13 protein-coding genes are annotated in these 13,471 nt (G+C 66.6%); 4 read left to right on the plus strand and 9 right to left on the minus strand.

The features are described 5' to 3' along the window. Positions 1-126 precede the first annotated feature (126 nt). From pstB to E3T55_RS13735, 8 genes are all read right to left on the minus strand, one after another. Positions 127-906: a phosphate ABC transporter ATP-binding protein PstB gene (gene pstB, locus E3T55_RS13700; RefSeq protein ID WP_134520125.1), complete on the minus strand. Its 780-nt coding sequence runs from the start codon at positions 904-906 to the stop codon at positions 127-129. Positions 907-950: 44 nt separating this feature from the next. Beyond that, a complete protein-coding gene (gene pstA, locus E3T55_RS13705) occupies positions 951-2,054 on the minus strand; it encodes a phosphate ABC transporter permease PstA (RefSeq protein ID WP_241993061.1) in 1,104 nt (367 codons plus the stop codon). Continuing rightward, entirely contained in the window at positions 2,054-2,998 is a 945-nt protein-coding gene (gene pstC, locus E3T55_RS13710; RefSeq protein ID WP_134520126.1) for a phosphate ABC transporter permease subunit PstC, read from the minus strand. Before pstC ends, pstA begins: the two co-directional genes overlap by 1 nt. A gap of 169 nt (positions 2,999-3,167) precedes the next feature. Next, a complete protein-coding gene (gene pstS, locus E3T55_RS13715; protein WP_134520127.1) occupies positions 3,168-4,259 on the minus strand; it encodes a phosphate ABC transporter substrate-binding protein PstS in 1,092 nt (363 codons plus the stop codon). Between the two features lie 180 nt (positions 4,260-4,439). Continuing rightward, positions 4,440-5,375, minus strand: a complete 936-nt coding sequence (locus E3T55_RS13720; RefSeq protein WP_134520128.1) for an NUDIX hydrolase — start codon at positions 5,373-5,375, stop codon at positions 4,440-4,442. After that, positions 5,372-7,549, minus strand: a complete 2,178-nt coding sequence (locus tag E3T55_RS13725; RefSeq protein WP_134520129.1) for an RNA degradosome polyphosphate kinase — start codon at positions 7,547-7,549, stop codon at positions 5,372-5,374. Before E3T55_RS13725 ends, E3T55_RS13720 begins: the two co-directional genes overlap by 4 nt. 56 nt (positions 7,550-7,605) lie before the next feature. Further along, positions 7,606-8,631 carry a mycothiol synthase gene (gene mshD / locus E3T55_RS13730; RefSeq protein ID WP_166791793.1) on the minus strand — a complete coding sequence of 342 codons (1,026 nt, stop codon included), beginning with the start codon at positions 8,629-8,631 and terminating at the stop codon, positions 7,606-7,608. After that, positions 8,624-9,313: a response regulator transcription factor gene (locus E3T55_RS13735; protein ID WP_134520131.1), complete on the minus strand. Its 690-nt coding sequence runs from the start codon at positions 9,311-9,313 to the stop codon at positions 8,624-8,626. Before E3T55_RS13735 ends, mshD begins: the two co-directional genes overlap by 8 nt. 70 nt (positions 9,314-9,383) lie before the next feature. On the opposite strand from E3T55_RS13735, the gene E3T55_RS13740 reads away from it, so the two are divergent. From E3T55_RS13740 to E3T55_RS13755, 4 genes are all read left to right on the plus strand, one after another. Further along, a complete protein-coding gene (locus E3T55_RS13740; protein WP_134520132.1) occupies positions 9,384-9,698 on the plus strand; it encodes a hypothetical protein in 315 nt (104 codons plus the stop codon). A gap of 179 nt (positions 9,699-9,877) precedes the next feature. Beyond that, the gene (locus E3T55_RS13745; RefSeq protein ID WP_134520133.1) at positions 9,878-10,594 is read left to right on the plus strand and encodes a heme-binding beta-barrel domain-containing protein; all 717 of its coding nucleotides are present in this window, start codon (positions 9,878-9,880) and stop codon (positions 10,592-10,594) included. Between the two features lie 119 nt (positions 10,595-10,713). Continuing rightward, positions 10,714-11,919: a CAF17-like 4Fe-4S cluster assembly/insertion protein YgfZ gene (gene ygfZ / locus E3T55_RS13750; RefSeq protein WP_134520134.1), complete on the plus strand. Its 1,206-nt coding sequence runs from the start codon at positions 10,714-10,716 to the stop codon at positions 11,917-11,919. A gap of 59 nt (positions 11,920-11,978) precedes the next feature. Next, on the plus strand, positions 11,979-12,731 hold the full coding sequence (locus tag E3T55_RS13755) for a phosphoglyceromutase (RefSeq protein ID WP_134520135.1): 753 nt from the start codon (positions 11,979-11,981) through the stop codon (positions 12,729-12,731). A 65-nt stretch (positions 12,732-12,796) separates the two neighbouring features. On the opposite strand, the gene phoU is transcribed toward E3T55_RS13755, so the two are convergent. Beyond that, on the minus strand, positions 12,797-13,465 hold the full coding sequence (gene phoU, locus E3T55_RS13760; protein ID WP_134520136.1) for a phosphate signaling complex protein PhoU: 669 nt from the start codon (positions 13,463-13,465) through the stop codon (positions 12,797-12,799). Positions 13,466-13,471 lie beyond the last annotated feature (6 nt).

Below are 13,471 nucleotides of genomic sequence, written 5' to 3' on the forward strand. Positions count from 1 at the left end.
GATTCGTCCTGCTTTCGCCACGCCCAGCCGGCGGCGGCGGATGCCCGGTCCCGGCCCCACTGCATCCGTCACGCACGAAAACGCCCCGAAACCATACGGTTTCGGGGCGTTCTGCAGAGCGGATGTCTAGCCGAATCGACCGGAGACGTAGTCCTCGGTGGCCTGCACCTTGGGGTTCGAGAACATCGTGGTGGTGTCGTCGTACTCGATGAGCTTGCCCGGCTTGCCGGTGCCCGCGATGTTGAAGAACGCGGTGCGGTCGGAGACGCGCGAGGCCTGCTGCATGTTGTGGGTCACGATCACGATCGTGTACTCCTGCTTCATCTCTTCGATGAGGTCCTCGATCGCGAGGGTGGAGATCGGGTCGAGGGCCGAGCAGGGCTCGTCCATCAGAATCACATCGGGCTCGACCGCGATCGCGCGGGCGATGCAGAGACGCTGCTGCTGCCCGCCCGAGAGGCCCGATCCGGGGCGGTCGAGGCGGTCCTTGACCTCGTTCCACAGGTTGGCGCCCATCAGCGCCTTCTCGGTGAGGGCGTCGGCGTCGCTCTTGGACATGCGGCGGTTGTTCAGGCGTACGCCGGCGAGCACGTTCTCCTGAATCGACATGGTCGGAAACGGATTGGGGCGCTGAAACACCATGCCCACCTGGCGGCGCACGAGCACCGGGTCGACGCCGGGGCCGTAGAGGTTGTTGCCGTCGATCAGCACCTCACCCTCGACGCGAGCGCCGGGGATGACCTCGTGCATCCGGTTCAGGGTGCGGATGAAGGTGGACTTGCCGCAGCCACTCGGGCCGATGAAGGCCGTCACGGTGCGGGGCTCGATGACGAGGGAGACACCCTCGACGGCGAGAAAGTTGGTGTAGTACACGTTGAGGTCGTTGACTTCGATGCGCTTGGACATAGTCCCTTTCGAGTTGGTTCTAATGCAGCAGATAGAGAGAGGACTTAGCGGCCGAATTTCGGCGAGAAGATGCGGGCGATCAGGCGGGCGGCACCGTTGAGTACCATCACGATCAGAATCAGGGTGAGTGCGCCGGCCCAGGCACGGTCCACGTAGGACTGCGCGTCGACGCCCTGGCTCACGTACTGGTTGTACACGTATACCGGCAGGGTCATCATCCGCTCGCTGAACAGATCGTAGTTCATGCTGGCGGTGAAGCCGGCGATGATGAGCAGCGGCGCGGTCTCACCGATCACGCGGGCGATGGCGAGCATCACGCCGGTGACGATTCCGGCGATGGATGTCGGCAGCACGACCTTCATGATGGTCAGCCATTTCGGAACCCCGAGCGCGTAGGCGGCCTCGCGCAGCTCGTTCGGAACCAGCTTGAGCATCTCCTCGCTCGAGCGCACCACGACCGGAATCATCAGCACGGCCAGCGCAATCGAGCCACCGAATCCGAAGCGGATGCCCGGGTCGTTGAACAGCAGCGCGAACAGTGCGAAGGCGAACAGTCCGGCAACGATCGACGGGACCCCGGTCATTACGTCGACGAAGAAGGTGATGGCCTTGGCGAGCCGGCCGCGGCCATACTCGGTGAGGTAGATCGCGCTCAGCAGCCCGATCGGTACCGAGATGAGCGTCGCCATGCCCGTCACCAGCAGGGTGCCGGTGATGGCGTGCAGCACACCGCCGCCCGCTCCCACCACGTTGCGCATCGACGAACTGAAGAACGTGGGGGTGATGAAGGCCGGCAGCCCGTTGATCGCCGTCGTGATCATGATCGAGACGAGCGGCACCAGCGCGATGATGAAGGCGGCCGTGACCAGGGCGGTCATCAAGCGGTCCTTGGCCTGCCGGGCACCCTCAACCATGTGGGAGAGCGCGTAGATGGCCACGCAGTACAGCACGGTACCGAAGACGAGGGTGCCGACCAGGTTGAAGCCGTCGGCGACCTCGGTGACCTGCAGCACGAGGAACACGGCGGCGGTGATGAGCCAGCTGCCGAGCAGAATCCACAGCGGCGACCGCTTGGGCAGCTTGCCGGCCGTCAGGGAGTTGGTGATCGGGCGGATGATCGTGTCGCTGCTCTTCATATCGATGCTCATCAGTTGGCTCCCGAGAATGCCTTGCGGCTGTTGATGATGGCACGGGCGATCATGTTCACGACCAGGGTGACCACGAACAGGATCAGGCCGGTGGCGAGCAGGATGTTCACGCCGACGCCGTGCGCCTCGGGAAAGTTCAGCGCGATGTTGGCGGCGATCGTGGTGGGGTTCTCCGAGGTGAGCAGCTGAAAGATCACTTCAGCGCTGGGGGAGAGCACCATGGCCACGGCCATCGTCTCGCCGAGGGCCCGGCCGAGGCCGAGCATCGACGCCGAGATGATGCCGGGGCGGCCGAACGGCAGCACGGCCATCGAGATCATTTCCCAGCGGGTCGCGCCGAGGGCCAGAGCGGCCTCTTCGTGCAGCAGCGGTGTCTGCAGAAAGATTTCGCGGCAGATGGCGGTGATGATCGGCAAAATCATGACGGCGAGCACGACGGCGACGGTCAGAATAGTGCGGCCGGTGCCGGACACCGGGCCCTCGAAGAGCGGGATCCAGCCGAACCATTCGACGAGCGTTACGTAGAAGGGCCGCACCATCGGGGCCAGCACGGTGATGCCCCAGAGGCCGAAGACGACGGAGGGTACGGCGGCGAGCAGGTCGATGAGGTAGCCGAGGCCCTGGGCGAGCTTGCGGGGTGCGAAGTGTGAGATGAAGAGCGCAATGCCGATGGCGATCGGCACGGCCATCAGCAGCGCCAAGACGGCGGCCCAGACGGTGCCGAAGACGAGCGGGCCCACGTACTCCCAGAAATTTCGGGTTTCGCCCGAGAACGCTTCGTCGGGCGCGACGAAGGCCGGCAGGCTCTCGACGAGCAGAAACACCGCCACGGCCGCGAGAACGGCCAGAATCAGGCTGCCGGACACGACGCTGGCGGTCGAGAACACTCGGTCGCCCGGGCGTTGCCTGGCCTTAATGGTGGTGGCGGCAACTGTGGTCGTCATGCCGGGCGTCTCCTTGATGTGCGTGTGTGGTGCCTGTGCGTATGGGGTGGTGCTGTACCGAAGGGGGTCCTGAATCCAGACCCCAGTGTGCCCGAGCCGGGAATCGCAATCCCTGCGATCCCGGTCCGGGCGATGGTGCTGTGTTACTGAATGTGCTGGTTAGTGACTACTACTTGACGGTCGCGAGAACGGATGCAACGTTCTCGGACAGCTCAGCGGAGAGCGGCGCGATGCCGGCGGACTCGGCGGCGACGGCCTGGCCGGCCTCGCTGGCCATGTACTCGACGTACGCCTTGACGAGGGCGCCCTGCTCGGCGTCCGCGTACTCGTTGCAGACGATCGCGTAGCTCACCAGAACGAGGGGGTACTCTTCCGGGTTGGTGGTGAGGCGGTTCAGGTCGAGCGCGAGGTCATCCGCTTCGCGGCCCTCGACGAGGGGCGAGCCGGCAACAACCTCGGCCGCGGCCTCGGGGGTGTAGGCGACGAACTCGTCGCCGACCTTGAGCGCGGCGGTGTTCAGCGAGCCAGCGGCCGACGCATCGGCGTAGCCGATGGTGTTGACGCCGTTGGTCACGGCCGAGACGACGCCGGAGGTCTGCGGTGCCGCTTCGCCGCCGAACGGGAAGGTGTCGCTGGCCTCTTCGCCCCAGGCTTCGGGAGCTGCCTTGGCGAGGTAGTCGGTGAAGTTCTCGGTGGTTCCCGAGTCGTCCGAGCGGTGCACGGCGGTGATGAGCGCGGACGGCAGGGTCGCGTCGGGGTTCAGCGCAACGATGGCGGCGTCATCCCACTGGGTGATGGTGCCGGCGAAGATCTTGGCCAGCGTGTCAGCGTCGAGGTTGAGTTCGTCAACACCCTCGACGTTGAAGATCACGGCGATCGGGGAGATGTAGACCGGCAGGTCGACGGCCTTGGTGTCGGGAGCACACGCGGCGAATACGCCGGCCAGCTCGTCTTCATCGAGGTAGGAGTCGGAGCCGGCGAATGCCGAGCCGCCCGCGATGAAGGCCTCGCGGCCGGCGCCCGAACCGCTCGGGTCGTAGTTGATCGTGACGTCGGGGTTTGCGGTCTGGAAGCCGGCAACCCAGGCTTCCTGAGCGGCGCCCTGCGACGACGCGCCGCCGGCGTTCAGGGTTCCGGTGAGGCCGCTCGCGGCGTTATCTCCGGTGGAAGCGGTGTCACCCTCGTTTGCTGCGCAGGAGGACAGGGCGATGACGGCGACGAAAGCAATGGCAGCGGTGCGGCCAAAACGCTTGAAGTTCAAGAGGATCCCTTTCAGGGGTTGTGTCGAGTGCAGGACGCATCGAAACGGGGAGTGCAGGCCGGTGCCGACCCGAGAGCAAAACTATGCGCCGGGATTAACGGAACAGCAGCCTGAAGGTGAACGGGAGATGAACGGCGTATAACGGCTGGCGACGCACGGTAACTTTTAAACGCACAGCGCTTAAAGTCGTGGGGCGTGTGTTTCGATCGCGATGATGCCCGCACTCGGGTTCTCGGCCGAGAGGTGAACGACGCTGAATCCGCCGGTGTCGAGGCTCGCCGCATCCGTCAGATACGCGCCGTGCGTCGACCCGGTCGCGAGCGCGATCTCGCGCATGATCTCGGGCAGCACCGGTCCGTGGCTGCACAGCACGGCGGTCTTGCGCGAGCGGATGCGCTTGCCGATCACCGTTCGCACGTCGGCGGTGCCGTCTTCGAGGGCGTCCTGGCTGATCAACTCGGTGCGCTTGATCTCGATGCCGGTTGCTGCCGCGAGCGGGGCCACGGTCGTCACGCAGCGCGTCGCGGTGCTCGAGATGATGCGCTGGGGCCGCCACGCGGTGATCGTCTCGACGACGCTCGCCGCCTGCTTCACGCCGCGGTTGGTCAGCGGGCGACTGCTGTCGGGGCCGTCCCAGCTGCGCGGCACGGCTTTGCCGTGGCGCAGCGCGATGAGCGCGAAGGTGCGCGTCACCCCGGCGTCGACGAGGCGTTCGAAGGACTCGAGAATGTCCACATCGGGCTTGTAGCTCAGGTAGGTGCGCGCCTTCTTGATGGTCACCCATTCGATCGCGGCCACCTCGCCGTTGGGCACGAAGGTCGAGCGTTGGATCGCCTCCGGGCTGACCTCGGCCGCCCAGTAGTGCACGATCTTGTCGCGCCCGTCGCTCAGCGGGTAACGGCTGATGCCGAGCGGAACGCCGAGCGCGAGGTCGAGACCGGTCTCTTCCTGTACCTCCCGCACCGCGGTGCGCGGCAGGGATTCGCCCGGGTCGACCTTGCCCTTGGGAATGGTCACGTCGCCGTGCACCGTGCGGTGAATGAGCAGAATCAGGATGCGTCCCTCGACCAGCCGCCAGCACACGGCACCGGCGGCGAAGACGGCCGGCTCACTCATCGGCGGGCAGACGGGCGCTTGCGGCGGGAGATCTGCTGCATCAGCCGATTCTGGATATCGTCGAGCGGGGCGCCGTTGTCGTCCCTGTCGTGACGGGTCCACTGCCCGGTGTTGCCGTCGAGCCACCACGATGAGGTGCGCTCGTCCATCGCGCGGTCGAACAGGTTGTCGACCTCGGACAGGTGGGCCGGGTCGATCAGCCGAATCAGCGCTTCGACGCGGCGGTCGAGGTTGCGGTGCATCATGTCGGCACTGCCGATGAAGAGCTGCGTGTCGCCGAGGTTGTGGAACGAGAACACCCGCGAGTGCTCGAGGTACCGGCCGAGGATCGACCGCACCCGGATGCTCTCGCTCAGGCCGACGACACCGGGCTTCAGGCTGCAGATGCCGCGCACCCAGATGTCGATGGGAACCCCGGCCTGGCTGGCCCGGTACAGGGCGTCGATGATGTCCTCGTCGACCATCGAGTTGACCTTGATGCGGATGCCGGAGGGCTTGCCCTCGAGGGCAAAGTCCATTTCGGTCGCGATGTTCTTCAACAGCGCCTTGCGCAGGTGCAGCGGCGCCACGAGCAGGCGCTTGAACTTCTTCTCGATCGCGTACCCGGAGAGCTCGTTGAACAGCCGGGTGAGATCCTTGCCGACCTGGGCATCCGCGGTCAAGAGGCCGAGGTCTTCGTAGATGCGGCTGGTCTTGGGGTTGTAGTTTCCGGTGCCGACGTGGCTGTAGTGGCGCAGCACACCCTTTTCGTAGCGCACCACGAGGGCGAGCTTGCAGTGCGTCTTGAGGCCGACGAGCCCATAGACCACGTGCACGCCGGCCTTTTCGAGCTTGCGGGCCCAGGTGATGTTGGCCTGCTCGTCGAAGCGGGCCTTGATCTCGACGAGGGCGAGCACCTGCTTGCCGGCGTCGGCGGCAGCGATGAGCGCGTCGACGATGGGGCTGTCACCGCTCGTGCGGTACAGCGTCTGCTTGATGGCGAGCACGTTCGGGTCGGCGGCGGCCTGTTCGAGAAAGGCCTGCACGCTCGTCGCGAACGACTCGTAGGGGTGGTGCAGCAAAATGTCGCGCTGCGCGATCGACGTGAAGATGTCGGGTTCCGCGTTGGGTTCGCCCGGCAGCAGCTGCACGCTCGTGGTCGGTACGTGCTTGGCGTAGTGCAGTTCGGGGCGGTCGATGCGCAGCGAGAACAGCCCGCCGAGGTCGAGCGGCGCCGGCAGGTGGTAAACCTCCTGCTCGGTGACGTCGAGCTCGCGCACGAGCAGGTCGAGGGTGACCTCGTCCATGTCCTCGGTGACCTCGAGGCGAATGGGCGGGCCGAACCGGCGGCGCAGCAGCTCCTTCTCGAGGGCCTTGATCAGGTTCTCGGTCTCGTCCTCGTCGATTTCGACGTCTTCGTTGCGGGTGACGCGAAAGACATGGTGCTCGAGAATTTCCATGCCCGGAAACAGGTCGCCGAGCTGGTTGGCGATGAGGTCTTCGAGCGCGATGTAGCGGATGCTGTCGGGCGACTCCGTGCGGTCCACCCGCACGAAGCGCGGCAGCATGGGCGGCACCTTGAGGCGGGCGAACTCCTGCTTGCCGGTCTTGGAGTTGCGCACCCGCACGGCGAGGTTGAGCGAGAGCCCCGAAATATAGGGAAACGGATGCGCCGGGTCGACCGCGAGAGGCATCAAGACCGGGAAGATCTGGTTTGAGAAGTACGTGCGCAGAGAGCGGCGGTCGGCGTCGTTCAGACTCTGCCAGTCGACCACATCGATGCCGGCCTCGGCCATTGCCGGGCGAACGAGGTCGTGAAAGGCGAGGGCGTGGCGGGCCTGCAGCGCGTGAGCGTGGGTGGAGATGTCCGTCAGAACGTCTTGGGGGGCGCGGCCGACGTTGGTGGGCACGGCCAGACCGGTGAGAATGCGGCGCTTCAGCCCGGCGACGCGCACCATGAAGAACTCGTCGAGGTTGCTCGCGAAGATCGCGAGAAAGTTTGCCCGCTCGAGCACCGGCAGGGTGGGGTCTTCGGCCAGTTCGAGCACCCGCTGGTTGAACGCGAGCCAGCTCAGCTCCCGGTCAAGGTACCTCTCGCTCGGTAGTGCCGGGTCGAGCTTTCCGATCAGTGGGTCGAAATCATCATCAAAGTCTGTCCCGAGACCGGAGTCTGCCTGGGTAGTGTCGCCGTCCATTTGTCCATCCTTACACCGTGCGTCGTTCTCGTTAGCCGATCTGAGTGAACATCTCACTAACCCGTGCGGCGGTCGGTGCTCCGAAGGTACTGAACGTCGACCGTGAAGTCGGTGAATCCCAGAGACCGGTAGAGGTGCACCGGTCCGAGGCTGTCGGCCTCGACGTAGAGCGCGGCGTTCGTGCAGCCGCGCTCGCGCAGGCGGGCCAGACCGGCCTGCATCAGGGTGCGGCCGAGGCCCTGTCCGGCGGCTCGCGGATGTACGCCGATGACGTAGATTTCGCCGAGGTCCTGCTCGATCTTGAGCCAGTTGTAGCCGATCATGCGGCCGGAATCATCCCGCATGATCAGAAAGTCGTCGGCCTCGAACCACGACTCGTGCTGCCGGTCCGCGAGGTCGGTGAGGGTGAGGGCTCCCTGCTCGGCGTGCTCGGCGAAGACGAGGGCGTTGAGCTCGACCCAAGCGGCGTCGTCGGAGCCCGGGTGAAACGCCCCGATGGTCACGCCGGGAGCCGCACGGGGAGCCGCACCGGGCTGTACCTCGTTTTGGGGTGTCGACGCGGGGGCGGCGGCCGCGAGCCGGAGGCGCATCTGCAGCAGGGTACGAGCGGCCTCGAATTGGTAACGATTCGCGAGCGCTCGCGCGCCCGGATGGTCGCCGTGTGCCCACGCCGTGCTCACGGGCTCGATCTTAACGGGCGCGGTCTTACCGGGCTCGGTCTTAACAGGCTCGGCCTTACCGGGCTCGGTAACGGCCTCGGTCTTCTGGGCTTCGGCACCGTTCGAGCCCTGCCCGTCGAGCACCTGGCTCAGGATTGCCGTTGCCACGCCCTGGCGGCGGTGGTCGGGGTGCACCACCAGATCGAGTTGCCCGCCGCCGAGTACCAGGAGGGCGGTGTCCAGGGCAACGCCGTCAACGTCGGCGGTGGCGATCCACACGTCCCTGGTGCCGGCCGCGAGGTCGAAGAGTGCCTGCTCGTTGAGTGGGGCATAACCGTCGACGTGTTGCGCCGCGGTGGCGAGGTGGTGCACGCGGGCCGCGGAGGCGGCATCCGTGTAGCTGAGGGGGGTGAGGCTAAGCAACAGAGTGGGGAACCCGTTCGTCGTTTTCTTCGTGCAGGTTGAAGCGGTACCCCACGTTGCGCACGGTGCCGATGAGCGATTCCTGGTCGCCGAGCTTGGCGCGCAGGCGCCGAACGTGCACGTCGACGGTGCGGGTGCCCCCGAAGTAGTCGTAGCCCCAGACCTCACTCAGCAGCTGTTCCCGCGTGAACACCCGCGAGGGGTGCGCGGCGAGAAAACGCAGCAGCTCGAACTCCTTGTAGGTGAGGTCGAGGGGTTTGCCGTGCACCTTGGCGGAGTAGCTCGCCTCGTCGATGACGACCCCGGCGGCCCGAATCGTGTTGCTCGTCGAGGTCTGGGTCACCCGGCCCACGGCGAGGCGGATGCGGGCATCCACTTCGGCCGGGCCTGCCGTGTCGAGGACGACGTCATCGATACCCCAGTCGGGGGAGACGGCGGCGAGGCCGCCCTCGGTGATGACGAGCAGCAACGGTACCGTGATGCCGGTCGTGCGCAGAATCTGGCAGAGCGACTTTGCCGCGGCGAGGCTCATCCGGGCGTCAACCAGAATCAGGTCGGATTCGGGCGCGTTGATGAGCTGATCCGCCTGTGCCGGAATGAAGCGCGTGCTGTGTGAGAGCAGTGCAAGGGCGGGGAGTACGTCACTGTGGACCGCCGAGGTCAGGACTAAGAGCTGCGCCACGGGGCCTCCAAACGTCTTGACGTCATCCTAGCGTGCCGAAAATTCACCCCCCGGCAGGCACAATAGAAGGGTGAAGGTGCAGCAGAGCAACGAGCAGAGCAATCAGCGCAGACGTCAGCAGCGGAGTCAGCAGCGATCGATCGTGGCGGTCTGGCTGCTGGCCGTCATCGGCGCGGTGCTGACCGCGGTGCTGTCCGAACCCGGTGAACACCTCACCTGGATCGGCCTGACCATGGCCGGCTGTACCCTCGCGACGCTCAGCCTGCAGCTCGCGACCGGTGAAAAGGTCGGCTACGTCAGCCGGGTCACCTCGAGCCTGACCGGGGCGGTTGTCGTGCTCGCCGTCGCCACCGGCGTCGTCACTCTTCTGGACCTCGTCGCGTAGCCGAGCGCCCGTCGCACGCACGTCGCCCCGCGACGCCGGGACACCACTAGACTCCAAACATGTCGCTGCTCGCAATTGAACTCTTCTTCCTGGGTCTCCTCGCACTAGCCAGCCTGTCGATCGCCTGGGTTTCCGGCCTCGTCGTGGTCAAACTTTTCCGGGGGCAGCGGTAACGCACGATGCGTGAACTGCCTGTCGGCCTGCCGAGTGAGCTGGTCCCGCTGTCCTGGCTCATCGGAGTCTGGGAGGGTAGCGGTGTACTCGAGTACAAGATCGGCGAGAAGTCGGTCAGCCGTACCTTCGGTCACCGTCTGAGCTTCAGCCACGACGGCCTGCCGCACCTCAACTACAGCTCCTACACCTGGCTCGAGCCCGAAGAGCCCGCTGCGCCCGATGCCGGGGACGCGGCGACGGATGTCGCACCCGTCGACCTCGACGCCCGGCCGGCTTCGGCCTCGGCCGAGCAGCCCGACTTCGGCTCCGAGGTCGACAGCGACGGCAAGACCCCGCTCGTCACCGAGACCGGCTACTGGCGCCTGAGCCGCCCGCAGGGCGACGGTGACCCGGGCCCCGGCATGCTGCCGGCCCGAGGCGAGCGCCCGTTCACGTCGGCGGCTGCGGTCGAAACCCTGCGCAATCGCGACGGTGGTTTCGACATCGAGGTGTCGCTCGTGCACCCCGGCGGCGTCGTCGAGCTCTACCTCGGCCAGGTCAAGGGGCCCCGCATCGACCTGGCGACGGATGCCGTGCTGCGCACCGCCGGTGCCAAGCCGTATGTGGCCGCCACCCGGCTCTACGGACTCGTCGACAACCACCTGCTCTGGGCCTGGGACATCGCCGCCCTCGGTCAGGACCTGCGCACCCACGCCTCCGGACGTCTCGCCCGCACAGAATAATTCGCCCGACCCCCCTCGACTTTTCGCGAGTGAGTGGGTCGCCCTCACTCCACTGTCAGTGGCGCGGGGCAGAATAGAGGGGTGCCCGGGCCAGCGACAACCGGGCGGAAGCGAGCGTCATGACCGAGGCATCCGTCACCCCCACCGACAACAGCGGCAGCGCCGCCGTGTCACCGCTGCTGCAACTCGACGGCGCCGTGCAGGCGCAGGGCGCCGACGCCGGCGTCGCCGCGCACTACGGCAACCCCATGATCGAACAGCGCTCGCTGCTCGCCGGCACGGCCATCGTCGACCTCTCGCAGCGCGGCGTCTTGAGCGTGTCCGGGCCCGATCGCCTGACCTGGCTGAACTCCATCGCGAGCCAGGAGGTGCGCACCCTCGCGCCCGGCGTCGCGACCGAGATGCTGCTGCTCGACCCGTCGGGGCACCTCGAATACGCCATGCGGGTCGTCGATGACGGAGTTGAAACGTGGCTTCTCGTCGAAGCCGCCGAGCTGCCGGGCCTGCACGCCTGGCTTGACCGCATGCGTTTCATGCTGCGGGTGCAGGTCGTCGACCACACGCTCGCCTACGCCACGATCGGCACCATGGCGAGCGCGCCCGTCGCGGTGGGACTCACGCCGGCCGCCCCCAACGGCGTTCCGCTCGTGTGGACCGACCCGTGGATCGGCGTCACTCCCGGCGGCTACCAGTATGCCGAAGCGGCGACCCATCCAGGGGCGAGCTGGCACTACACCGAGCTGCTCGTGCCGCGCGCCACGCTCGGGGCGCTGCGCGACAACCTCGCGGCGGGCAACCTCGCCCACGAAGCCCCTGTCGTGCCCGCCGGTCTGCTGGCCCTCGAGGCTCTGCGCATCGCCGCGTGGCGCCCCCGACGAGCGATGGAGGTCGACGACAAGACCCTCCCGCACGAGCTGGACTGGCTGCGCACCGCGGTGCACCTGAGCAAGGGCTGCTACCGCGGGCAGGAGACCGTCGCGAAGGTGCATAACCTGGGGCATCCGCCGCGCCGACTCGTCATGCTGCACCTCGACGGCTCCGAGGGGGTGCTGCCCGTGCACGGCGACCCGGTACAGGCCGACAAATTGCGGCCGGAGGGTGAGGCCGAGCGGGTCGTGGTCGGGCAGATCACCTCGAGCGCGATCCACTACGAGCTCGGCCCGATCGCCCTCGCCGTCATCAAGCGCACGGTGCCGGCGACGAGCACGCTCTACGTCACGTCGCAGGGCGTGTCGATTTCGGCCGGCCAGGAGGTCATCGTGCCGCAGTCCGCGGGCAGTGTCGCCGACATCCCGCGCCTGCCTCGCCTCGGCCTGCGCCGTTAGAGAGCGCCGGGCCGTTAGAGAGCGCCGGGCCGTTAGAGGGCGCCGCTAGAGTGGGGAGCATGGCTGCTCCCTACACACTCATCCTTCTTCGTCACGGACAAAGCACTTGGAATCAGGAGAACCTGTTCACCGGCTGGGTGGACGTTCGCCTGAGCGAACAGGGGGTCACCGAAGCCAAGCGCGCCGGTGTTCTGCTGAAGGACGCGGGCCTGCTGCCCGACGTTCTGCACACCAGTGTGCTGTCGCGTGCGATTCAGACCGCGAACCTCGCCCTCGAAAGCGCCGACCGCATGTGGATCGACGTGAAGCGTTCCTGGCGCCTCAACGAGCGTCACTACGGCGGCCTGCAGGGCCTCGACAAGGCCGCCACCCAGGCCAAGTTCGGCCAGGAGCAGTTCATGCTCTGGCGCCGCTCGTACGACACCCCGCCGCCCGTTCTGGCCGACGACTCCGAGTTCTCGCAGGTCGCCGACCCCCGCTACGCCGGCCTCGGCGACGCCGTGCCCCGCACCGAATGCCTCAAAGACGTCGTCGAGCGGATGCTGCCGTACTGGCACGCGGACATCACCGACGACCTCCGCGCCGGTAAGACCGTTTTGGTGACCGCGCACGGCAACTCGCTGCGCGCGCTCGTGAAGCACCTCGATGGCATCTCCGATGACGCCATCGCGGGCCTCAACATCCCCACCGGTATCCCGCTGGTCTACAAGCTCGGTGACGACTTCATGCCGCTCGCACCGGGGGAGTACCTCGACCCCGAGGCCGCCGCCGCCGGCGCTGCCGCCGTCGCGGCCCAGGGCGCCAGCAAGTAGTATCCCGCCGCACACAAAAATCCCCGTTCTCGACGAGAACGGGGATTTTGTCGTGCGGGGCGAAACTAGTGCGTGTGAGCTTCGACTTCTTCTTGCTTCCATTCACCGGTGTACAGGTACTGCACCTTTTTGGCGATCGAGACGGCGTGGTCGGCGAAGCGCTCGTGGTAGCGGCTGGCGAGCGTGGCGTCGACGGTGTCGCTCGCCTCGCCCTTCCAGGTTGCGCCGAGCACGGCATCGAACACGCTCAGGTGCAGGGCGTCGACCTTGTCGTCCTCGTTGCGGATGATGTCGGCGAGCTTCACGTCCTGGGTCGAGAGCATCTCGGTCAGCATCGTCGCGATGACGACGTCGAGTGCGCCCATCTCGGCGAAGGTGCCGCGCAGGTTCTTCGGAATCACCTTGTCGGGAAAACGGTACCGAGCAAGCTGGGCGATGTGTGTGCTGAGGTCGCCCATCCGCTCGAGGGAGGCGCTGATACGCAGCGCGCTGACGACGATGCGCAGGTCGCGGGCGACCGGCTGCTGGCGGGCGAGGATGGTGATGGCGAGTTCGTCGAGCTCGATCGACAGCTTGTCGATCTGCTCGTCTGCCGTGATGGCCTCTTCGGCGAGGGCGACATCGGACTCGTTGAACGCCCGGGTGGCCTTCTCGATCGAGACGGTGACGAGAGCCGAGATCTCGGCGAGACGACGCTGAACCTCCGCCAGCTCCTGCTGAAATACTTCACGCATGGGTGT

The sequence above is a fragment of the Cryobacterium frigoriphilum genome (assembly GCF_004403305.1).
Taxonomy (GTDB): domain Bacteria; phylum Actinomycetota; class Actinomycetes; order Actinomycetales; family Microbacteriaceae; genus Cryobacterium; species Cryobacterium frigoriphilum.

Coding starts and splice junctions, on each gene's coding strand:
- pstC (WP_134520126.1), bottom strand. CDS start 2,998: ATGACGACCACAGTTGCCGCCACCACCATTAAGGCCAGGCAACGCCCG.
- E3T55_RS13755 (WP_134520135.1), top strand. CDS start 11,979: ATGGCTGCTCCCTACACACTCATCCTTCTTCGTCACGGACAAAGCACT.
- E3T55_RS13720 (WP_134520128.1), bottom strand. CDS start 5,375: ATGAGTGAGCCGGCCGTCTTCGCCGCCGGTGCCGTGTGCTGGCGGCTG.
- pstB (WP_134520125.1), bottom strand. CDS start 906: ATGTCCAAGCGCATCGAAGTCAACGACCTCAACGTGTACTACACCAAC.
- E3T55_RS13745 (WP_134520133.1), top strand. CDS start 9,878: ATGCGTGAACTGCCTGTCGGCCTGCCGAGTGAGCTGGTCCCGCTGTCC.
- E3T55_RS13725 (WP_134520129.1), bottom strand. CDS start 7,549: ATGGACGGCGACACTACCCAGGCAGACTCCGGTCTCGGGACAGACTTT.
- pstA (WP_241993061.1), bottom strand. CDS start 2,054: ATGAGCATCGATATGAAGAGCAGCGACACGATCATCCGCCCGATCACC.
- ygfZ (WP_134520134.1), top strand. CDS start 10,714: ATGACCGAGGCATCCGTCACCCCCACCGACAACAGCGGCAGCGCCGCC.
- phoU (WP_134520136.1), bottom strand. CDS start 13,465: ATGCGTGAAGTATTTCAGCAGGAGCTGGCGGAGGTTCAGCGTCGTCTC.